The sequence below is a fragment of the Psychrobacillus mangrovi genome (assembly GCF_037104765.1).
In the GTDB taxonomy this organism is placed as follows: domain Bacteria; phylum Bacillota; class Bacilli; order Bacillales_A; family Planococcaceae; genus Psychrobacillus; species Psychrobacillus mangrovi.
The window spans coordinates 52,761-72,335 of sequence record NZ_JBAWSY010000013.1; the positions used below are offsets into that span (position 1 = coordinate 52,761).

Sequence of the window (19,575 nt, forward strand, 5' to 3'; positions counted from 1 at the left end):
TGTTGACCTTAATAAAGCTAAAGAGGATAGGTTAGTTCAATATGTTGATTTTTTGGAGAAAAATTGGGGGATAGGGGGGCTTGGGAAGACAGGTTAGTTCAAAAGTGGATTGCCATGAAGAAAGTGGGGGAGTTTATGAGTAAACGAAAAGTTTTGGTAACAATCAGCATTGTTATAGTCATTTTAGCTGGAATATATTTATATGTATTTAACGAAACAACTTATACCGCATCAGATGTTTTAGAAAACGTTAATTTTAGTGCAGAAAACCCATCTGTAAGCATTCATAGCATCGATTATGACAAAGAGGGTCTAATTACAGAAATTAAAATTCCAAAAGAAACGCAACAAGAACTTATAAAGGCTTTTAAAAATGCAAAGTTTAAAAAAATAACAGATTTACCCTCACTTGATTACGATTACAGAATCAAGATTACACTAAATACAGGCTATGCGATGTTCCTTGATTCAGAAAAAAAATCACTATTTATTACTGATACAGATGAAGCTTATACAATGGAAAATGATAATGATTTTTTTGGTATTTTAAGCAAGTTGAAGTAATAAAAAAACTCCAATTTTTTATTCCTATATTAAAGGTATAGGCTGTTTTTTCTAAAATAATATTATGGCAACTACCTTATATCTAAACAAAAACTGAATATATAAGTTGAAATATAAAAAGTTTGTGAAAGAGTGAAACTAGCGCAGTAGGTTAGTTAAAAAAAAGTGTATATAAAGGTATTGTTTTTTTATGTTGAATAGTTAAATAAACTTATAATCAAATAGATGTATTCGAGGGAGGAGATGTAGGTATGAAAAAATTTAGTTTGTTATTAGTAGGTTTATTTTTTCTATTATTAACAGCCTGTAATAATGAAGAACCTTTAATAGAAATTGAAGTGAAATTTTCTTCAATCAGTGATGATGAATACAGTAATGTTGGTGCCACTAAAGATATAACCGAACCAATGCAAGAGGATTTTAAGGTACTTGAATTTACATTTAATATGAAACACACAGATGCTGTAACAAATCGACAAATTGAGATTTTTGAAGATTGGAGAAAAACGCTAAATAGCATAGATGAAATTGACCGTTATTGGTATGGAAGTGCTTCATCACAAGATAATGCATCTGAAAATTTTGCTGAATATCAACAAGAAATTGTTTTTTACGCAAAAGGATTATCTGAAGAGGATATTAAGAAAGCGTTTAGTAATTCAAAGATTACAGTGGCGTGGAATGATAATGATAATGAACAAATAGAAAAACAGTACAAAATAGGAGATTTAATAGAGTTTAGTAACGAATAAGAAGGTCTTATACAACTACTAACGGGTGCTTTACTTCAAGAAGGAGTAAAGCCTTTTTCTTGTTCAACTAAAGGTGCAGTTTACTTTAAGAGGGAATTCAAATGCTTATAAAGAATTTAATAAAGATGTAACTTAAAGGGGTGGATTAAAATTACTATAATATGCTTGATTAGACATGGAGAAACTGATTGGAATGTAATAGGAAAGCTTCAAGGAAGAACTGATATCCCATTAAATGAGACTGGTATTCTACAAGCTGAGGAATGTAGTGAGTTCCTTAAAACATCACAATGGGATGTAATCATAACGAGCCCACTAAAAAGAGCTAAACAAACAGCGAAAATTATAAACAAAAATGTCATTGTACCTGTTGTTGAGATGGAAGAGTTTTTGGAAAGAGATTATGGGGATGCTGAGGGAATGACATACGAGGAAAGAATATCTAAGTTTCCAGATAATATATACCCGAATCAAGAAGAAAGAGCATCCCTTAATAAGAGGGTAATAGAAGGCATCGAGAAGATAAATCAAAGGTATGGAGACAATAAAATATTGCTTGTTGCACATGGTGCAGTAATCAATGCAATTTTAGCTGTTTTATCTAATGGTAAGATAGGTTCGGGGAAAACCAATTTAATAAATGCTTGTATCAGCAATATTTACTTACATCAAGATAAATGGCGAATAAAAGACTTCAATCAAATTTCTCATCTTTCTAAGTACATTTAAAGCAGGGATGCTTTTTTTATTCAACTACCATGAAAATTAATTTCTTCAAGAAAAGAAAAAAGACAATACTTAAGAAGACCCCTACTTAATCGTTAAAAAAAAGAGGATAGCGGACATAAATAAGTCTAATGTTTTCGGTAGACTATTAGTATTGGCTCCACTAACCATTTTCATTCTCTGTGGTGCAGCACTATTTTGTGCTGCATGGATGGCTAACGGGTGCTTTAGTAAAAAAAAGGACATCAAAAGACATTGAGCTTGAAGATACATTTCCCAGCTCATGTTTTGGTTAAATTTATCTTTAGCCAGGTCTTCGTCTCTAATGTTCTTATGCTCAAACTTAGTTAGTGTTGTAGCAGTTTTTTGGCTGATTGAACCATACTTTTTTTAAGTATTCACCTTTATTGTGACCACCCTCGAAGACATATTTAAAAGTATAATTGATTGTATCTAGTCCGTAGTAAGAACTAATGATGAAGAGGTAATAAGAATTCATTTTTTTTCAATACAAAACTTTCACTAGTTCCATTCCGCTCCACTGTAAAATCAAACGTATCTTCTGACGTGGTTGTGGGGCTATTGGAACTCAAGTCATCGTTTGTGTAAATACCATTTCTATTTAAGGTAAGGTTATCTGCTCCAAAATTTGTCCCGCTTTTAGTGTTTTCAACATAGTAATTAAAGGGTTCAACTAAATCTAAATCTTTTCCATTATATTTAATTTCAATTTCGTTATTGTCAGATCCATTTATGACACTAAAAGTTAGTTCCACTGACCAGTTTTCGCCCGAGCCGCTAAAATTGAGGTCATCTTCATCCGTTTGACATCCTGCTAGTAATAATAGTAATGCAGCTATAACTAAAAACTCTCTCAAAATATCATCACCGTCTTATCAATTATATTTTTAATTATTCTATTACTTCTTTAATTCATTATAAGGTTGTAAATAGCTTTATTAAATAGTACATCATCATTTAACTACCTCGATCTATTTTGACGGGTAAAAAAAAATGTTGATGAGCGCTTTTCATTGATTAAATCACCGCTATGGGTATTGATTCTTAACTCGTTGTATTTCACAATGAATATTCGACATGAGAAAACCCCCTATTTGGTATAGGAGGTATGCTTTCTTAATTATTTAATTCTAAAAGCTTAGATTTTGGTGGAGTTTTATAAGTAATATGAGAACTCATTTTCGTTACAAATAATCCTCCGCCTAAACCATATTGACCTCCGTATGCTGAATCATACGTGTATACACGATATTGGTCACCTTTTTTCAACACACGTTCGAATACTAATTTTCCGTCATCTCGTTTCCATACATTAATCGGTTTATTTACGTTGATTTTACCGATTTGTCCCTTACGTAATTCGATTCCATCCCAATATACTTTCTTAGTATTGGATGGCTTGGTTAAATCTTTACCCGAAACAAAAGCTGCTTCGTAATCAAATGGATCTTGTCCATATTCACCGTCTTGAGTAAATAATCGTACTAGCATAGCTTTTTTAGGATCTTGAACATACACATAAGCTAATACATAGCCTTCAAACGGTTCTTGTTTAACTACTGCTGTTTTCTTATCAACAAATGAACTCGTATATAAATTTAATTTCTTTGTTGAGTTCCAAGTCGAATTTTCGGATGGTTTAATTTTGAATATTACTGTACCTGCTTGACTTTGAGAATAACTATCCGCTTGAACGCTATCGTAATTTCCTGTTTCTCCAGTTCGAACTTTTTCTACATAATCAATCTTTTTCCCCGAATTAAAATCGGAGGCCGCGGCTTCCGCAACAAGTACAGTAGTGTCGAACAAATTATTGGCAAAATTAAGTGGTAATATTACAAAGGTTACTATTAATACTGATATGCTAAATTTTTTAAACATGTGGTTATGCCCCTTGGAAAATTTATTTGAGTGTTTACACCATTATCAACCAATATAATCCACATAAAACTTGGATTCGGTGTTAGCTCTTAGTTTAATTACTCAGAAGTTATATCGGTATTCTATATAAATTTTTAAAGGATAGAACCAAAATGAGAACCCAGAAAATCGGAGAATACCGATATTCTGGGTTCTTGAGATAACGTCGTAATTGAAGTGCATATGTTAATTAATACTCAAAAGAGGCTAAGTCCATACGGTAAAATTTTTTAACAAGGGACGATTAAAGATAAAAGCTTTTTCCGTTCTGATAGCGTCTGAATGGTATAGTAGGTATCCTTACTTAATTATTTAATTGTAATAGCTTAGATTTTGGTGGAGTTTTATAAGTAATATGAGAACTCATTTTAGTCACAAACAATCCGCCTCCTAATCCATATTGTCCTCCGTAACCTGAATCATATGTGTATACACGATATTGTTCACCTTTTTTCAATACACGTTCGACAACCAACTTACCGCCATCTCGTTTCCATACATTAATCGGTTTATTTACGTTGATTTTACCGATTTGACCTTTACGTAGTTCAATTCCATCCCAATAAATTTTCTTTGCAACTGATGGTTGAGTTGTAGGAGATGTTTCTTTCGTTAAGTCTTTATCTTCCACATAAACCACTTCATACTCAAATGGATCTTGACCATACTCACCATTTTGAGTAGTTAACATGACAAGTGCTGCATCTTTTGGGTTTGCGATGTAAACTTAAGCTAAAGCATAACTTTCATGTACTTCATATTTTTTTATAAACATATTTTTTTGTGTTTTTGTTAAATAAGATAAATTCAACTTTTCACTTGAATTCCACGAACTGTTGGAAGACTCTTTAATTTTAAAAATTAGTGTGCCTGGTTTACTCACTGAGTAAAAATACGCAATTACACTGTCCATGTTCCCAGTTTCACCATCTCTTACTTTATCAACCTCTGTAATCTTTTTCCCATCGGTGAAATCAGAGGCCGCAGCTTCTGCAACAAGTTCAGTAGTGCCGAACAAATTATTTGCAAAATTAAGTGGTAATATTACAGCGGTTACTATTAATACTAAAATACTAAGTTTTTTAAACATGTGGTTTTGCCCCTTCGAAAATTTATTGAGTGTTTACACCTATGAATACGGTGTTAGCCCTTAATTTAATTACTCCGTCATTATATCGGTATTCTATACTAACTTTTGAAGGAGAAAACCAAAGCAAAAACCCAGAAAATCGGAAAATACCGACATTCTGGGTTCTGAGATAACGCGTAATTATGGTGCAAATGTTAATTAATACTTAATGGGAGTTTAAATCTATCGGGGTAAATTATAATTAATTTAGCAAGGGAAATAATGATAATACAGCATATTCCCATTTTGATAGCGTATGAATGTCAAAGGAGGTATCCTTACTTACTTAATTATTTAATTCTAATAGCTTAGATTTTGGTGGTGTTTTATAGGTTATATGCGATTTCATATTGGTAACATATAAACCTCCTCCTAATCCGTATTGTCCTCCGTTTGCTGAGTCATACGTATATACACGATATTTGTCGCCTTGTTTCAATACACGTTCGAATACTAATTTTCCGCCATCTCGTTTCCATACATTAATCGGTTTATTTACGTTGATTTTACCGATTTGTCCCTTACGTAATTCAATTCCATCCCAAAATACTTTTTTAGCAACAGATGGTGGAGTAGGGGTTGCTAAAGTTGTTTTAGTTAAATCCTTGCCTGCTACATAAACAGATTCATATTCGAATGGATCATTACCGTATTCACCGTTTTGAGTTTTTAATGCTGCATAGACAGCTTTTTTCGGATCATCTATGTACACATACACTAATACATAGTCCTCATATACTTCTTGTTTTGGGGAAACCATTGTTCTGTCTTTTAAAGTGTCAGAAGTAATGTTCAATTTCTTACTTGTGTTCCAAGAAGAATTAGCAGATGGTTTGATTTTATAGATCACGGTTCCTGCCTTACTTCTTGAATAAACTTCTGTTGTAACACCATCATAATTACCAGTTTCTCCAGTGAGAACTTTTTCTACATAATCAATCTTTTTCCCCGAGTTAAAATCAGATGCCGCAGCTTCCGCAACAAGTTGAGTGGTGCCGAATAAATTGTTAAAATTAATTGGCAATATTACAGATACAATTAATACTAAAATGCTAAGTTTTTTAAACATGGGGTTATGCTCCTTAGGAAAATTTAATGAGTGTTTACACCTATGGATACTGTGTTAGCTCTTAATTTAAGAACTCCGTCATTATATCGGTATTTTATATTAATTTTTAAAGGATAGAACCAAAATAAGAACCCAGAAAATCGGACAATACCGATATTCTGGGTTCTTGAGATAACGTCGTAATTCTAGTGCATAAGTTAATTAATACTCAAAGGAGGCAAAGTCCACGGTTAAATTATTTAGCTATGTTAATGGTAAAGGTTGATTTTTCGTATAATGGTATTATGACAACTACCCTACATCTAAAAAAGTTTGTGAAAGAATGTACTTAACTAACTTAGCAGGATAGTTGAAGATGGTACAGAGTTTAGAATATTTCATCTATAATTTTTATCGGATTGATACTTTATACATTCTTCATTCCCTAGGTGACTATGGTACTATTGAAACAAGTATATTCCTAGGGGTGGAAATAGTGAAAGAAAAAATTGAAAACTCTCATATTTTAATGGCGGTTATAGGAATTTCATTTGTAGTTCTTGTTTTAGGAATAGGTTTCTTCTTTGATTATTTGGGAGAAGCAAAGAAAGCAAAGATTAATGCACTTAACAATGAAGAATTACTTGTTTACGAAATTGAGCAAGCAAAGTATGATGCATCGGTAAAAAGTGCGGTAGAAGATTATATTAATAAGAAAGCATTTGAAGACTACTCCGAATTCGAAAGCTTAATTGGTACGGAAAAATATAATTGGATTAAAGAAGAATATAATCTAGCTCTTAGGAATCTATATTTCGATAAAAATTGGACTACCCAGTATGATATAAATGAAGTAATTGTAGAATTGGATGAGGGTGGTATGCCTAGCTTCGCTACTGAAAACTTATTAAGCATCAAAAGAGAACTGCTTACTTCGGAATTAGAAGAGAAATTATTTACAGAAAAAGTAGAAAAGAAGCTGGCAGAAAAAGAGCTTGCGCAAGAAAGAGCGATAAAAAATGTCCTTGCAACTCCAACTATACAGATTACTTCATATGAACCGCAATTAGGAATGACTGCTCAGCAGGTTTATGATTCTACTTGGGGGTATCCTGACAGAACAACAACATCTACAACTTCCTACGGAGTGACTGAAATGTGGGTTTATCCAGAAAGTAATTATATTCATTTCAAGGATGGAAAAGTAGTAGGAATAGACGGATCATCAAATTAAAAATTCGATTTCCAAAATAATCAATCATCAGTATAGAATTTAAAGTTATAGATTGTTAGAATGACCTCTCTGGTTTATCAGAGAAGTGATTTTATAATTGTGATTTATGTCAAAATAACTATGATTGTGAAGGATTTCACTTAAACTAACGGGGCAGTTTAGTTCAATAAGAAAAGTGGGTTTTTGATAATTCTAGATGGAAAATTTATTTAAAATTGGAACTACTATTCATTTCAAACGTATTAAAGAAAAGGGACAGTTTAGTTTAAGTGACACAAACAAAAAGGGGAATTAATTATGAAAAGATGGAAGTTAGTTATATCAATATTAATAGGAATCATATTAATATTTTTTATTAGTGGATACAAGTTTACATCACTCAGTGCTGCCAAAGATAACGCAATTCTTCCAAAAGATGCAGAGATGATAGAGCAATATAATACAGGTTCATCTGTTATTTTTTTATTTAAGAGTGATGAAGAAAAGTTATACCAAACCGTGTTATCCGAAAAGTCTGGGGTGCTTTTTCGAAGTAGTGTATCAACAGGTATTCCATATAGTTCAGATGAACTTCAAACAGTTGGTGCGATTAGCTTTACATCTGAAAAAGATGCAGCCACTCTATTGAGTGTAGTATCAAATGATGAAAAAGTTGCTTATATAGAGGCTGGTGTAGAGCCTAATATAGAAAGAAAAGAAATACATAAGGGTGAACGTATATCATTCTTATTTCCGTTTAGTAAACAAATAGACTTTCTCAATCCTACGGCATTTGATAAAGAGGGAAAAGCACTTTATTATTACGGTCTTCCCAAAAATGTAAATCAGGTTCATATTCCCGAAGATTTAAAATGGCATAAAATCGTTGATTAATGATTAAAGTGGTATGGGCTCAGTGAAGTGGTTACGTAAAATATATCTTATTCAACTAACGGATGCTTTAGTAAAAACGGATATCAAAATAAAATGAGCTTTGAGATACATTTTCCAGCTCATTTTTATATGCATTTTTAAATCAACCTTTACCTTTAACATGCCAATACAAGGGACGATTAAAGATAACCGCTTTTTCCAGTTCTGATAGCGTCTTAATGGTATAGGAGGTACCCTTACTTAATTATTTAGTTCTAACAGCTTGGATTTTGGTGGTGTTTTATAAGTAATATGAGAACCCAGTTTAGTCACAAATAACCCTCCGCCTAAACCATATTGACCACCGAATTTGGTGTCATACGTGTATACACGATATTGCTCACCTTTTTTCAATACACGTTCGAAAACCAGCTTACCGCCATCTCGTTTCCATACATTAATCGGTTTATTTATGTTGATCTTACCGATTTGACCTTTACGTAGTTCGATTCCATCCCAGTACACTTTTTTAGCAACAGATGGTGAAGTTGGAGTAGATGTTGTTGAAGTTGGCTTGGTTAAATCCCTGCCTGCAACATAAACTGCTTCATATTCAAATGGGTCTTCTCCGTATTCACCATTTTGCGTTTTTAATTTGGCAAATACAGCAGTTGTTGGGTTGGTAATGTATACATATGCCAATACGTAGTCATCAATTACCTCTTGTTTTGGTGTTGCCATATTTCTATCTTTAAGCGTGTAAGAAGATAGAGTTAGTTTTTTACTTGTGTCCCAAGAAGAACTTGCAGAAGGTTTAATTTTAAATATTACCGTTCCTGCTTTACTTTGTCCTTGAGTTTCTGTCCATACGCTATCATAATTACCAGTTTCACCAGTCTCGATTTTCTCAATGAAATCAATCTTTTTCCCATCGGTGAAATCAGAGGCCGCAGCTTCCGCAACAAGTACAGTAGTGCCGAACAAATTATTGGCAAAATTAAGTGGTAATATTACAACGGTTACTAGTAATACTAAAATGCTAAGTTTTTTAAACATGTGGTTATGCCCCTTAGGAAAATTTATTTGAATGTTTACACCATTAACAACCAATTTAATCGACATAAAAATTTGGATTTGGTGTAAGCTCTTAGTATAATTACTCAGACGTTATATCGGTATTCTATACTAATATTTGAAGGAGAAAACTATCTAAGAACCCAGCAAATCGGAAAAGACCGATATGCTGGGTTCTTGAGTTAATGTGCAAATGGAAGAAGGAAATAATGAAAGTAATGAAGAATGGTACAAGACAGGTGAAAGGAAGCAACGATCATATAGATTAGACATAACTTAGATCATAGATTGGGTATAACAGAATAAAAAATGAAGCGGAGGATTGGAAATGTTCATAGACCCAAATGCAACCGATGCAGCAATTAAATTAGGTGTTAGTCTTGCAGAGGTTACTGCTAAAAATTCAGTCTCTTATGTTATTAATAAAAGAGAAAAAGCTAAAGCTAATAAAGACAGAGAACTTGTAATAAGAGAATATGACGAACTTATTGATAAGTTAATTGATGATAATCGTGAGTTTGACCAAATTGCTAGGAGTTATAAAGCATTATATGAACAAATTGAAATATTATTGTCATGGCAAAGGGATTTCGGTCAGGCGATATTATAAACATTATTGCAGGGTTAAGTGACGGGTTTTTATTTGAATTTCTAAGAGTTGTTATAGAAAACAGCTCTTTTTTTATTGAACTCCATGGTAATCATAATTTTAGTAAGACAGTAAAATTACATATCAAAAGCCAGTCAGAAAAGATTCTTAAAAAGACTGATCGATAAGAATGATCATAATTAGTGGCTACGTAAATCTATTATCAACTCCGTCATTCATAGAGTCAGAGCAAAGGGATGCAATAACCAGAGTAGGACTATCTCCCGATATAGATACTCGTATTAAGTTCGACAGTCTTTGATGCACCCAGATCATTGGAGTCAGATAAATGGATGGGTTATAAGGCACGATAATTCATGGATTTCTTTCTTCAGGCATACCAACCTATTCCTGCTGAAATTATTTTCGCCATCTGTGGTGAACGTTCTTCTTGCGTGGATGGTTAATGGGTTCAGTTTGGTCAAAAAGGATCATATGGTATAATTGTTGAAAAATATTCCATTTCAGAAAATTTAATCAACGGAGTGGTTATAAAAAAAGTAAAGCAAAAAAACCTAGTGAATGGAGTTAGCTTATGAAAAAACGAACTTATCTGTTTAGTATCCTAGCCGTAGCACTTCTTATTGGAATTTCAACTTTGACCTTAGTGTTAGGGAGCAATGACGATTCTGAAATACACGCAGAAGAAAAAACTGAAATAAAAAATAATAGCTTTCTGGATAGTTTTAATAAGATTAACGTTGCATTGAAAAAGAAGCATCCAAATAGTTATGTTTTCAAAAAAATGGATTTGCACAATGGGGATCTTTTCTTATTAAATGAAGAAAATAAGGGTTTGGCTTTAAAAAAAGGAGATAGTGTTGAGATAGACCTATCCATCATCCCAGATGGAACAAGTGCTACGGGTGTTGGTTACATATTGAATGGCAATTACACGGAGATTTTTTCTGCTTCAGTTACTGACCAGCTGATGACAGATTTTTATGTAGAAGAAGATGGGGAATATATAATCTGTATTATCGGATTTAACGCAAACTTTATAACAATTACGGAAGGTGTTATATCAATAAATTAAATTCAAATAAATCGTTTCTTTTTGTTTAGCTAAATCTAATTAACTAAGGGGGAATATTAATAAAATGATGGGAAGAAAGCATTCAAATATGAAGAAAAAATAAATTCAAAAGTTAATTAATTTTGAGTGGCTTTTAACCGACTTTATCACAAATATCTAACCTGATTTTGAATCCCTTTTAAACTTTTGTGTACTTAGTGGATGGGTTTTAATAGTAAAAAAAAGAATTTAAAAAGGAAGATAATATTGATGAAAAAATATGCTTATAATTTCAGCATAATATTTTTGGCTTTATTCTCTGCTACGATGATTTATTTAAATGTTGAGGCAAAGAAATCAGAAAGAAAACTAGAAGCAGTTGTAGGAAACTCTGTTTATAATGTCTGGGTAACTCTTAATGAAATTAGTTCAGATGGAGAAATTACATTTCAAAATATCGAAAAAACAAATGAAAAACTTATTACGGCAGAGGTTTTTGCAGGTATTATAGATAGATCAGTCTCTGTTGAATTACTTCAACCCATTATAAAAAACTTATTAGTTATAGGGGAAAGTATTGAAAATAATTATTATAAAAACAATGAGTTTACAAAGGAAAACCAAGAAATACACAAAGAATATTTAACAGAAGTTCAGAAAACAATTTCAGCTATATATGACATTTATTACGTTCCTAATTCAGAAGGGAAAGTAAAGTTAGAAATCAAAAATTTTGACGAGTTAACTGAGATTAATAAAAGGTTGTTGGAAATTCAAAAAAAATAGGTATAACGGGGACATATTGAAAATCATTGGGCTGCTTAAACCCTATTGAGCAAACGGAAGGCGGAACTTTCTTATTGAATTATGTGTTCCTTAATAATTTGTTAAATCCTATTGACTAAGAAGAGCTAAATAATACAGGGATATTTAATTAATTGCAAATTGTTTATAAAACTATAACATCTTTTGCAATTTTAGAGAGTAGCAGGAGGAATATTGTAATGAAAAAGCTTATATTTTCAATGATAATTGTAATGAATATAGCTGGTTGTATACCTGAACCTTCTAATACGACTACTTATAGCCAAGCGCAGGGCAAAGTTATTGTAGAAAACAAAGACTATTCAATGAGGATAAAAGATTTCGAATGGAAAGAAGCAGACTTTAAAACAAGAAAAATTAGCGAATCCAGTGTATATGAATTAGCAGATCAATTCAATACATTAGAAGTTAAAAAAGGTGATAAATTAAAAATCGAAATTGAACAAAATCCTTCTTCAATTATTGTAGATCAATGGAAAGAAGATGGTACAATTGTTGCCGTTGAATCTAAAGGGAATGAAATAAGTCTACCAACTGAAACAGATATTATATTTATGAAGTTATCGCTGAATGGGATCAAGGAAGAATAACTTATATTTTTGATATGAATTTAAAATAAAAATTCATTAGGAACATTTGAAATATTTCCATGTGATTCTTAGTAAGGAATGGTAGTTTTTAATGAAGAAAAGGTATTATTCTTGTTTTTTGTGACGTATTAAAATAAAGAGAAGTTATATTAAATTTAGGAAAAGTAACGAATTTGGGTGGGAGGCATATGAATGGCAGAAAAAAAGTTTGATATTTTATTATTATTTCAAATAATTTTTGCAGTCTTTGCTTTGTTAATTAGTATTTACAGTTTGGTTACGGGAAACTTCAACTTGCAACCATTGATGTTCATACTTATGAGTGCAATGTTCATTATTATAGGATTGCGGGAATATAAAAGAACTCAAAGTTTATCGTGGGGTATCTTCTATTTGTGCATATCGTTCTTTATTTTATTCGTTGCGATTCAAGGTATTATGGTTAATTGACAGGGTGTTGTTTTAATAAGGGGACAATGATCTTTTTGTTAACTTAATATACTAATACAGTAGGTTAACTTAAAAGGGGGTTCTTGATTGGGTTGAGTCATGTAATTATTAGAAAGCTTGTTTCCGCGGTAATTGCTTGTGTGTTGGTTATGTTAATTTTTTTCCTCGAAGAACAGACTGGTTTTGTAATGATAATAGGTATGTATCTATTACCCATTCTTTTGTTTTATGGAATACCAGCATCTATTCTCTCTGATATCATTACAACAAAACTAAGCGGGTTGCTTAGAGGAAGTTTGGCGTTATTTATTCACTTATTTCTAGCTGCTTTGTTTATTGTGATCCCCATCTTATTTTCAGAATTGGAAAGGGATTTGTTACTTGCTGACATTAGGAGTTTATATGATAACTTTTATTTTATTACCTCCCTTCTATCTTCAAGCCTGTTCTGGTGTATAGATGAGGTTCTCAGGTCTAAAAGAGTGAAAGTTCTAAGTGAAAAGAATGGAAATTTGAGAATTTAGTGAAGATACATTATCTTGTTTAACTAACGTCTGCGTTTCTACAATAATTTGTCGTATGGTTAAGAAGAGGAAAGAGATGTAAACAAGACCATCATTTCGATGGTCAATTATTTTATCCAAAACACCAAGTAGATATTAGAAATCCATGGAAAAATGTTACAGTTAAACTAACGAAGCAGGTTAGCTGAACAAAATCAAAGGGGGAGTATGATGAAAAGATTTTATATTAGTGTGTTAACTTTGCTCGGATTATCTTTATTAATAGGGTGTACCGATAAGCAAGTTGAAAAAGACACTAAACAATTAACTAAAATAGAGGAAATAGAAGTAAGCGAACCTTTAAACATCGGTAGGAATGCAGACTATTCAGTTCCATTTAAAATTAGTGAAATTAAAAGTATTTTTGTTAACTTGAATGACAGTGCTTCAGAAACACCTCTTAGGGGAGTGAGATATGAAGTATCGTTGGCGTCGGAAAAAGAAATATTGAATGAAGATAGGTCATCTTTCAATTTTGAGGTTGTGACCGAATCTACCATAATGAAGGAATCATTAGGAACCATCCAACCAATGTCGCTGACAGACACACGTGATGGATACTTATATACCTTGTCGTTTGAAACGATATATCGTGAATATTCCAAGGAAGAACTCGAAGAATTAATTAAAGAACGGAACTTCCAAATATATCTAAATTACAAAGGGATAAGTAACTCAATTGAGTTTTTATAATAAAGTGCGTTAACTTTAATTTTTACACTAATGGCCGCTTAAATGTCCCTTGCTATGTTCATCATATAAGATATTTCCCCAAGAAATATCAAACCCTTAATAGTAGATAGACGTTTAGTTTTGAGGAATAGTGATTTTTTTACTTTAACAATTCCTACATGAGAATAATGTTTCAGATGCGTGTTTAAATGGACTTGGAATAGCCCTTATTCTAGTTGCTAACAAGGAGTGCCCCATTTTTGCTAGGTTAATATTCCCTTCCGTTTACTCATCGAAAAATCATTTAAACAGCACCTTTTAGGATGCTGTTTATTTTTGCTTATGATTCATGGTAGATTTTCATTCGATTCTTGTTGTATTTTAAATTGTGCTCAAACATTTTACCGCGAGATTTTTAACAGTGTTTTCAACAGATTCAAGACGACTTTCAACTGCATCAAAACGTTGGTTCATTTCTATTGTAACTGAATCAATCTTTTCATCCAGTGTGCCAATCTTTTCATCGAGTGTGTCAACCTTTTTGTCCAGTGCATCAAACTTCATATTCACTTCTAAAAGTGTTGTATTCATTTGTTTCAGCATTTCCATCATTAAGTTGTCGTTTGTCATTCCAGATCACTCCTGCGTTCATATTATAGCATGTCTGTACCAAAACACTTTGAACTCAAAGAAGAGTTTTGACTCGAGTGGTACCCTAATTGTTGATTTTATATCCAGTTGGACCGATAAACTAACAAACTGTTTTTTTAAATTGGGGTGGGGGCTGATAGGGAAAAGATTTTCATTCGAAAAACAAATTATTAGTCCAAGATTGTTTTAAATAAGTAAAAAAAAGTGGAGCGTTAAATCCACTCCACAAATGATGGTATTCTTAATAATCCTTTTTTCGTAAGGTTTCTGTACTTCACCTTAGCTTTTAACTGATTGCCAAGATAAATATATTTATCATTTTCCTCCGTGATAAAGTCTTTATATTTTATATAAAATTCTTTTCGATTTTGAGGGGTCATGAATTCCATAACACCCGCATACTTACCATCTTCAAAACTTAGAAGCAAGCCGAATGTATCTTTTCTTAATCCAGATATATAAACATTATCGTACTTGTAATTAATTACTTTAAGCCAATCTTGTGATCTTTTATTAATTTGATATTTCGAATTAGCTTTCTTTTGAACAATACCTTCTAAATCGTGCTGCTTTATTAAATCAAAATACTGAATACCTGCTCCTTCAACCCATTTTACTTTATTAAGTAAAGGAGTGTCCTCAGTTATTATTTTTTCAAGCAAACCTTTTCTTTCAATTAAAGGAAGACTTGTAGCTTTAATATTGTTGCAATAAATCATATCAAAAACACTGAAGGAGATTTTATGCTCTGATTTCTTTGACTTGAAACGTTCCATAACAGCTTCAAAATCTGGTCTGCCTTCATGATCTGTAACAATTATTTCACCATCTAATACTGTTCCGTCTGGTAAAGGGAGTCCAACCAATTCAGGAAACATAGAGGTAATTTCGTTGTTGTGGCGAGTGTATATTCTCACTCTATTATGAAACTTTGTCCATATAGTACGAAATCCATCCAGCTTCAGTTCTGTTATATATGAATCATCATCAAAAGGATTTTCTGATTTGTGTAGCAGCATAGGGGATATAAACATATACAACACCTCTAGGTAATTGTAACACGATATACTTGTAAAATATTTGGTAATTAGAGTAATAGAAAGGAAGTTGGTCATATCAATTTGCTAAAGAAGGCATACAGATTTAATAAATACACCTAAATTCATCGACTTTCTATTTGGCTATGTTAAAGGTTAAGATTGATTTATCGTAAAATGGTATTAGGTTCTCGACCCTCTATTCATTAAAATAAGTTTTAACCCAATTGGATATTTATGTTAAAATCTGAATAAGTATGTGAATGTACTTAAACTAACGGAGCAGTTTAGTTGAATAAGAAAAATTAGGTGAGTACGTGAAGATTTCTTATCTAATAAGTTAAAAAGGGGGGTATTAAAATGGGGTTGTTTAGCAAATTTTTTGGAAATAAAAAGCAAGACAAAACGAATAATAATCAGAAAGATCTTGAAGAAATTGAATTACTAAAACGAGAAAAAATGAAAAAACCACCTGAAAAATCTAACGATGTTGGAATAGGCATGGGTGTATCATTCAATATTTCATCTGATGTAAACGAAAACTCTGGGCTTTCTATTACTACATTGCCTGTGGGCGTTTATACTGGTAGTATAGCAACAGATTTTTATGTATATGAATGGTTTATCAAAAATACTGGTGAAATATTCTATGTCGGAAAAGGACGTGGCAACCGTTATAAAGTGTTCCACGAACGAGCATATGAAGCTGAAAAAATTCGGAAAATGTATGATACTGACTCTCGCTTTGTTGGAACTGGGTTAACCGAAGAACAAGCAATAGAGGTAGAGGATAAAGAAATAACGAGAATACTAAATGAAACAAAAGATAGACTAACGAACCGCATAATCCCACTCTTCACTAAAAGAGATAACGGATATGACCGCAGTCCCAACACGCCTGAGCTCCAATTTGAAACAGCTCCATATCTTTACGCAAGTGAGATAGACGAACATTACTTTGGCATAAAATCTCAAACATTTGATGAAGTTATGTACGAAAATTTAAAAGCAGTAGTCTTTATCACACGAAATGTACGAGATGAGATTAGTATCATTTATGGTGGGAAATTAGACAAGTATCAAGGTGAAACAATAGCAACATTGTCAACAAACGGAAGCAAAATACTTAAAAGCAAATATGCAAAATCAGTTACTGCTTGGATATACATTGGTGATGATTACGTGATTAATTATGAAAAAGACCAAGAGCAAGCATTAGAGAAACTAGGGCGAAACATACCAACTTATTATTTAATTGATGTTTGGAAGTTTTTAAAAGAAAAGTTTGGCGAAGTTGAAACAATTTCAACAGAAGATGTCCTTATTAATCCAATCCACAATCGAGTTCCATTAAAAGATATAAAGAACCTGAACGACTGGGAGAGAGGCTTTGACGGAGGGATGCCGTATTGGGAAGAAGGCGATAAGGAACGAAAAGCAGGTAACCTTGAACGAGCTATTGAGTTGTTTGATATAGCACGATACAACGGCTACAATGCTCCAGCATTATATAGATCGTACGCAATGACATATCGAAAACTCAAAGACTATGACAACGAAATTGCAATCATTGATGAAGCGATTGAACGTTTAAGATCAGAAAAAATGAACATAAACGAAATTCACAATATGGAATTAAAAGAACGTCGAGCAAAAGCTCTCACATTAAAACAAAAACTAAATAGTTCGGAACGTTAAAAGAGACCGTTATATAAGGGTGCCACTAAATTACTGCCTCCTCAGATGTACAATAAACATATGAAGTAAACTGAATGTAAATTACCCGTTTATTAACAATAATTGGTCATCCTGAGAGTATATTAGAAAGCCAAAATTTAATGACATTGCTTTTTAATTAGACGAAAAGAACGTTTGTTCTTATAATGAATTAAAAAGGAGTTGTACTTAAATGATGAGGGAAGACCATTTTGACCATGAGTTGGATTTATCAAAAGTTCAGGATAGAGGATCTAAAAAATGGGTTGCGATGGTGTTGCCAGAGCATGTAAAACTCATGAGGGATTATGTTAGGGAACAACAATTAATTCCTCGGCCGCAACTAAATGAGTGGGATTTAGAAATAATCGAAGAAACAATAAACCTAGCTATGACTCGAAAATGTGATGTAGCAATTAAAATGTGGAGGGATGGCAAGTATGTTCTACGCGGGGGTATAATTCAGCGTGTGGATTTAAAACAGAGAACAATGGAAGTGGATGATCCATTTGGGTTACATAAGTATAAACTGGATGAAGTTGTGGATGTAACTGTATTAGAATAGAGTAGAGGTGATATAAATGGATCAAAAGGACGTGGAAATAAATCAATTAGTGGAAGCTTTGATGCTAAAGATTCCTAGAGAACATGTAATCGAAACATTAAATCAATTACTAAATATGCCGAAAGAAGATATGGATGAGCTAGCGGAGTATTGTCGCATGATAGATGAGAGAGAGAAGAATACTTCCTTACTTCAACAAAAAAACACTTAACAGGTAACGGGTTCGAATATAAAAAACAAATGGTAGGCACTGCAAATCGCGGTGCTTTTTTCGTGATTTCCTTTCGAACAATGTATTTACAAGAAGTTATGTTAAAGAAAAAGTTTATTTTATCGTAAATGGTATGTTGACGCCTTCTCTAATAAAATTATGTTCAAGCCTAACTGGATATTTATGTTAAAATGAGAATGAGATTGTGAAAGAATTTACTTATACTAACGAAGCAGATAGTTGAACAAGGAGTGAATTTTATCAAATTGAGTATTGTCATAAATTCACTTAATTCGTTTATATAAAGTATATTGGAGATATAGATAAGATATCGGGAAATTTTTCAAACAAATAAAAGTGGGGTAGGTAATCTCTTTGGAATTTTTCACATCACAATTAATAATGATTGCATTATTTATCTTAGTTATTCATTCAATTGAAACATTAGCATACTCAGTACGTTTATCAGGGGCAAGAGTGAAACTATTAGCATCCGCACTTTCTCTATTTAATGTGATGGTAATGGTTTCAAGGTTAGCAAATATGATGCAACAACCTTTTACAGGAAGTTTGATTGATAATGCGCCAAAAGAAAATGCTTTAGAATTTGTCGAGAGTCAATATCGAATTCTAATTGGTTCTGCAACATTAGGAACAATACTCGGGTTACTTTTGTTACCGACATTTATTGCTGTTTTCTCAAGGGCAATCATTCATTTAGCAGAGGAACGCGGATCGATTCCAGCGTTATTGAATAAAGGGTTTTCAATACCTTATTTAAAACGTGTAAAAAAACATATTCATCTACCTAGATATACTTATTTAAAAGATATGAACTGGCGAGATATACCAATTAAATTATTTTGCATTAATATGTTGATTACAGCGATTTATACAATAGGAGTTTTATCCGCACTATATGCTGCACTAATTGCGCCTGAAAGAGCAACAACTGCTGTTATGGCATCAGGTTTAATTAATGGTATAGCTACAATCTTACTAATTATCTTTATTGACCCCAAAATTTCAATACTAGCGGATGATGTAATCAACCAAAAAGGAAACTATGTCACTTTAAAAAGCGCCTCTATTATGATGGTGACATCAAGATTGTTAGGAACACTTTTAGCACAGGTGTTATTCATTCCAGGTGCAAATTATATTGCTTGGTTTACACAGTTCATTATATAGATTAAGAAATACATTGTAATAACATCGACCCTAAGGTGCTTAAGCTTACACTTAAACTACCATGAAAATTAATTTCTTCAAGAAAAGAAAAATGACAATACTTAATAAGACCCCTGCTTA

General features: G+C 32.4%; 24 protein-coding genes. 16 read left to right on the top strand and 8 right to left on the bottom strand.

Annotated features, from left to right (window positions below; all coding sequences use genetic code 11):
• Positions 1 to 135 precede the first annotated feature (135 nt).
• From WAX74_RS15120 to WAX74_RS15130, 3 genes are all read left to right on the top strand, one after another.
• Entirely contained in the window at positions 136 to 564 is a 429-nt protein-coding gene (locus tag WAX74_RS15120) for a hypothetical protein (protein WP_336498501.1), read from the top strand.
• A gap of 251 nt (positions 565 to 815) precedes the next feature.
• Positions 816 to 1,316, top strand: coding sequence for a fructose-bisphosphate aldolase (locus WAX74_RS15125; protein ID WP_336498503.1), 501 nt, complete (start codon positions 816 to 818; stop codon positions 1,314 to 1,316).
• A 150-nt stretch (positions 1,317 to 1,466) separates the two neighbouring features.
• A complete protein-coding gene (locus tag WAX74_RS15130) occupies positions 1,467 to 2,045 on the top strand; it encodes a histidine phosphatase family protein (RefSeq protein ID WP_336498537.1) in 579 nt (192 codons plus the stop codon).
• Positions 2,046 to 2,512: 467 nt separating this feature from the next.
• Here WAX74_RS15130 and WAX74_RS15135 read toward each other — a convergent pair whose 3' ends face one another.
• The 5 genes from WAX74_RS15135 to WAX74_RS15155 all read right to left on the bottom strand — a co-directional run bounded on the left by WAX74_RS15135 (position 2,513) and on the right by WAX74_RS15155 (position 6,181).
• Positions 2,513 to 2,920 carry a hypothetical protein gene (locus tag WAX74_RS15135; RefSeq protein ID WP_336498504.1) on the bottom strand — a complete coding sequence of 136 codons (408 nt, stop codon included), beginning with the start codon at positions 2,918 to 2,920 and terminating at the stop codon, positions 2,513 to 2,515.
• 259 nt (positions 2,921 to 3,179) lie between these two features.
• Positions 3,180 to 3,944, bottom strand: a complete 765-nt coding sequence (locus WAX74_RS21050; RefSeq protein WP_413788980.1) for a hypothetical protein — start codon at positions 3,942 to 3,944, stop codon at positions 3,180 to 3,182.
• Between the two features lie 343 nt (positions 3,945 to 4,287).
• Positions 4,288 to 4,674: a hypothetical protein gene (locus tag WAX74_RS15145; RefSeq protein WP_336498505.1), complete on the bottom strand. Its 387-nt coding sequence runs from the start codon at positions 4,672 to 4,674 to the stop codon at positions 4,288 to 4,290.
• A 36-nt stretch (positions 4,675 to 4,710) separates the two neighbouring features.
• Entirely contained in the window at positions 4,711 to 5,073 is a 363-nt protein-coding gene (locus tag WAX74_RS15150) for a hypothetical protein (protein WP_336498506.1), read from the bottom strand.
• A gap of 325 nt (positions 5,074 to 5,398) precedes the next feature.
• Positions 5,399 to 6,181: a hypothetical protein gene (locus tag WAX74_RS15155; protein WP_336498507.1), complete on the bottom strand. Its 783-nt coding sequence runs from the start codon at positions 6,179 to 6,181 to the stop codon at positions 5,399 to 5,401.
• Positions 6,182 to 6,536: 355 nt separating this feature from the next.
• Here WAX74_RS15155 and WAX74_RS15160 point away from each other — a divergent pair, with 355 nt between their 5' ends.
• Together WAX74_RS15160 and WAX74_RS15165 are read left to right on the top strand one after the other, a co-directional pair.
• Positions 6,537 to 7,394 carry a hypothetical protein gene (locus WAX74_RS15160; protein WP_336498508.1) on the top strand — a complete coding sequence of 286 codons (858 nt, stop codon included), beginning with the start codon at positions 6,537 to 6,539 and terminating at the stop codon, positions 7,392 to 7,394.
• Between the two features lie 297 nt (positions 7,395 to 7,691).
• Entirely contained in the window at positions 7,692 to 8,267 is a 576-nt protein-coding gene (locus tag WAX74_RS15165) for a hypothetical protein (protein WP_336498509.1), read from the top strand.
• Between the two features lie 240 nt (positions 8,268 to 8,507).
• Here the strand turns inward: WAX74_RS15165 and WAX74_RS15170 are convergent, their stop codons facing one another.
• Positions 8,508 to 9,302, bottom strand: a complete 795-nt coding sequence (locus WAX74_RS15170) for a hypothetical protein (RefSeq protein WP_336498510.1) — start codon at positions 9,300 to 9,302, stop codon at positions 8,508 to 8,510.
• Positions 9,303 to 9,648: 346 nt separating this feature from the next.
• Here WAX74_RS15170 and WAX74_RS15175 point away from each other — a divergent pair, with 346 nt between their 5' ends.
• From WAX74_RS15175 to WAX74_RS15205, 7 genes are all read left to right on the top strand, one after another.
• Positions 9,649 to 9,930, top strand: a complete 282-nt coding sequence (locus WAX74_RS15175) for a hypothetical protein (RefSeq protein WP_336498511.1) — start codon at positions 9,649 to 9,651, stop codon at positions 9,928 to 9,930.
• A gap of 574 nt (positions 9,931 to 10,504) precedes the next feature.
• A complete protein-coding gene (locus WAX74_RS15180) occupies positions 10,505 to 11,005 on the top strand; it encodes a hypothetical protein (RefSeq protein WP_336498512.1) in 501 nt (166 codons plus the stop codon).
• Between the two features lie 249 nt (positions 11,006 to 11,254).
• The gene (locus tag WAX74_RS15185; RefSeq protein ID WP_336498513.1) at positions 11,255 to 11,770 is read left to right on the top strand and encodes a hypothetical protein; all 516 of its coding nucleotides are present in this window, start codon (positions 11,255 to 11,257) and stop codon (positions 11,768 to 11,770) included.
• A 218-nt stretch (positions 11,771 to 11,988) separates the two neighbouring features.
• Positions 11,989 to 12,399, top strand: coding sequence for a hypothetical protein (locus WAX74_RS15190; RefSeq protein WP_336498514.1), 411 nt, complete (start codon positions 11,989 to 11,991; stop codon positions 12,397 to 12,399).
• Between the two features lie 192 nt (positions 12,400 to 12,591).
• A complete protein-coding gene (locus tag WAX74_RS15195; protein WP_336498515.1) occupies positions 12,592 to 12,849 on the top strand; it encodes a DUF3953 domain-containing protein in 258 nt (85 codons plus the stop codon).
• Between the two features lie 92 nt (positions 12,850 to 12,941).
• Complete coding sequence (locus WAX74_RS15200; RefSeq protein ID WP_336498516.1) at positions 12,942 to 13,373, top strand: hypothetical protein; 432 nt, start codon at positions 12,942 to 12,944, stop codon at positions 13,371 to 13,373.
• A gap of 210 nt (positions 13,374 to 13,583) precedes the next feature.
• The gene (locus WAX74_RS15205) at positions 13,584 to 14,105 is read left to right on the top strand and encodes a hypothetical protein (RefSeq protein WP_336498517.1); all 522 of its coding nucleotides are present in this window, start codon (positions 13,584 to 13,586) and stop codon (positions 14,103 to 14,105) included.
• Between the two features lie 360 nt (positions 14,106 to 14,465).
• On the opposite strand, the gene WAX74_RS15210 is transcribed toward WAX74_RS15205, so the two are convergent.
• Together WAX74_RS15210 and WAX74_RS15215 are read right to left on the bottom strand one after the other, a co-directional pair.
• Positions 14,466 to 14,714: a hypothetical protein gene (locus WAX74_RS15210; protein ID WP_336498518.1), complete on the bottom strand. Its 249-nt coding sequence runs from the start codon at positions 14,712 to 14,714 to the stop codon at positions 14,466 to 14,468.
• 233 nt (positions 14,715 to 14,947) lie between these two features.
• Positions 14,948 to 15,769: an ATP-dependent DNA ligase gene (locus WAX74_RS15215; RefSeq protein ID WP_336498519.1), complete on the bottom strand. Its 822-nt coding sequence runs from the start codon at positions 15,767 to 15,769 to the stop codon at positions 14,948 to 14,950.
• Positions 15,770 to 16,132: 363 nt separating this feature from the next.
• Here WAX74_RS15215 and WAX74_RS15220 point away from each other — a divergent pair, with 363 nt between their 5' ends.
• The 4 genes from WAX74_RS15220 (at position 16,133) to WAX74_RS15235 (ending at position 19,455) form a co-directional block, all read left to right on the top strand.
• Complete coding sequence (locus WAX74_RS15220) at positions 16,133 to 17,470, top strand: GIY-YIG nuclease family protein (RefSeq protein ID WP_336498520.1); 1,338 nt, start codon at positions 16,133 to 16,135, stop codon at positions 17,468 to 17,470.
• A gap of 211 nt (positions 17,471 to 17,681) precedes the next feature.
• Positions 17,682 to 18,053: a YolD-like family protein gene (locus WAX74_RS15225; RefSeq protein ID WP_336498521.1), complete on the top strand. Its 372-nt coding sequence runs from the start codon at positions 17,682 to 17,684 to the stop codon at positions 18,051 to 18,053.
• A 16-nt stretch (positions 18,054 to 18,069) separates the two neighbouring features.
• The gene (locus tag WAX74_RS15230) at positions 18,070 to 18,264 is read left to right on the top strand and encodes a hypothetical protein (protein ID WP_336498522.1); all 195 of its coding nucleotides are present in this window, start codon (positions 18,070 to 18,072) and stop codon (positions 18,262 to 18,264) included.
• 402 nt (positions 18,265 to 18,666) lie between these two features.
• The gene (locus tag WAX74_RS15235) at positions 18,667 to 19,455 is read left to right on the top strand and encodes a lipid II flippase Amj family protein (protein WP_336498538.1); all 789 of its coding nucleotides are present in this window, start codon (positions 18,667 to 18,669) and stop codon (positions 19,453 to 19,455) included.
• Positions 19,456 to 19,575 lie beyond the last annotated feature (120 nt).

Bases quoted from the DNA above. Each gene is read 5' to 3' on its own strand.
- WAX74_RS15145 (WP_336498505.1), bottom strand. From the start codon at position 4,674: ATGTTAACTACTCAAAATGGTGAGTATGGTCAAGATCCATTTGAGTAT.
- WAX74_RS15225 (WP_336498521.1), top strand. From the start codon at position 17,682: ATGATGAGGGAAGACCATTTTGACCATGAGTTGGATTTATCAAAAGTT.
- WAX74_RS15185 (WP_336498513.1), top strand. From the start codon at position 11,255: ATGAAAAAATATGCTTATAATTTCAGCATAATATTTTTGGCTTTATTC.
- WAX74_RS15125 (WP_336498503.1), top strand. From the start codon at position 816: ATGAAAAAATTTAGTTTGTTATTAGTAGGTTTATTTTTTCTATTATTA.
- WAX74_RS15120 (WP_336498501.1), top strand. From the start codon at position 136: ATGAGTAAACGAAAAGTTTTGGTAACAATCAGCATTGTTATAGTCATT.
- WAX74_RS15210 (WP_336498518.1), bottom strand. From the start codon at position 14,714: ATGACAAACGACAACTTAATGATGGAAATGCTGAAACAAATGAATACA.
- WAX74_RS15180 (WP_336498512.1), top strand. From the start codon at position 10,505: ATGAAAAAACGAACTTATCTGTTTAGTATCCTAGCCGTAGCACTTCTT.
- WAX74_RS15190 (WP_336498514.1), top strand. From the start codon at position 11,989: ATGAAAAAGCTTATATTTTCAATGATAATTGTAATGAATATAGCTGGT.
- WAX74_RS15215 (WP_336498519.1), bottom strand. From the start codon at position 15,769: ATGTTTATATCCCCTATGCTGCTACACAAATCAGAAAATCCTTTTGAT.
- WAX74_RS15205 (WP_336498517.1), top strand. From the start codon at position 13,584: ATGAAAAGATTTTATATTAGTGTGTTAACTTTGCTCGGATTATCTTTA.
- WAX74_RS15195 (WP_336498515.1), top strand. From the start codon at position 12,592: ATGGCAGAAAAAAAGTTTGATATTTTATTATTATTTCAAATAATTTTT.
- WAX74_RS15175 (WP_336498511.1), top strand. From the start codon at position 9,649: ATGTTCATAGACCCAAATGCAACCGATGCAGCAATTAAATTAGGTGTT.
- WAX74_RS15235 (WP_336498538.1), top strand. From the start codon at position 18,667: ATGATTGCATTATTTATCTTAGTTATTCATTCAATTGAAACATTAGCA.
- WAX74_RS15150 (WP_336498506.1), bottom strand. From the start codon at position 5,073: ATGTTTAAAAAACTTAGTATTTTAGTATTAATAGTAACCGCTGTAATA.
- WAX74_RS21050 (WP_413788980.1), bottom strand. From the start codon at position 3,944: ATGTTTAAAAAATTTAGCATATCAGTATTAATAGTAACCTTTGTAATA.
- WAX74_RS15230 (WP_336498522.1), top strand. From the start codon at position 18,070: ATGGATCAAAAGGACGTGGAAATAAATCAATTAGTGGAAGCTTTGATG.
- WAX74_RS15160 (WP_336498508.1), top strand. From the start codon at position 6,537: ATGGTACAGAGTTTAGAATATTTCATCTATAATTTTTATCGGATTGAT.
- WAX74_RS15155 (WP_336498507.1), bottom strand. From the start codon at position 6,181: ATGTTTAAAAAACTTAGCATTTTAGTATTAATTGTATCTGTAATATTG.
- WAX74_RS15220 (WP_336498520.1), top strand. From the start codon at position 16,133: ATGGGGTTGTTTAGCAAATTTTTTGGAAATAAAAAGCAAGACAAAACG.
- WAX74_RS15165 (WP_336498509.1), top strand. From the start codon at position 7,692: ATGAAAAGATGGAAGTTAGTTATATCAATATTAATAGGAATCATATTA.
- WAX74_RS15170 (WP_336498510.1), bottom strand. From the start codon at position 9,302: ATGTTTAAAAAACTTAGCATTTTAGTATTACTAGTAACCGTTGTAATA.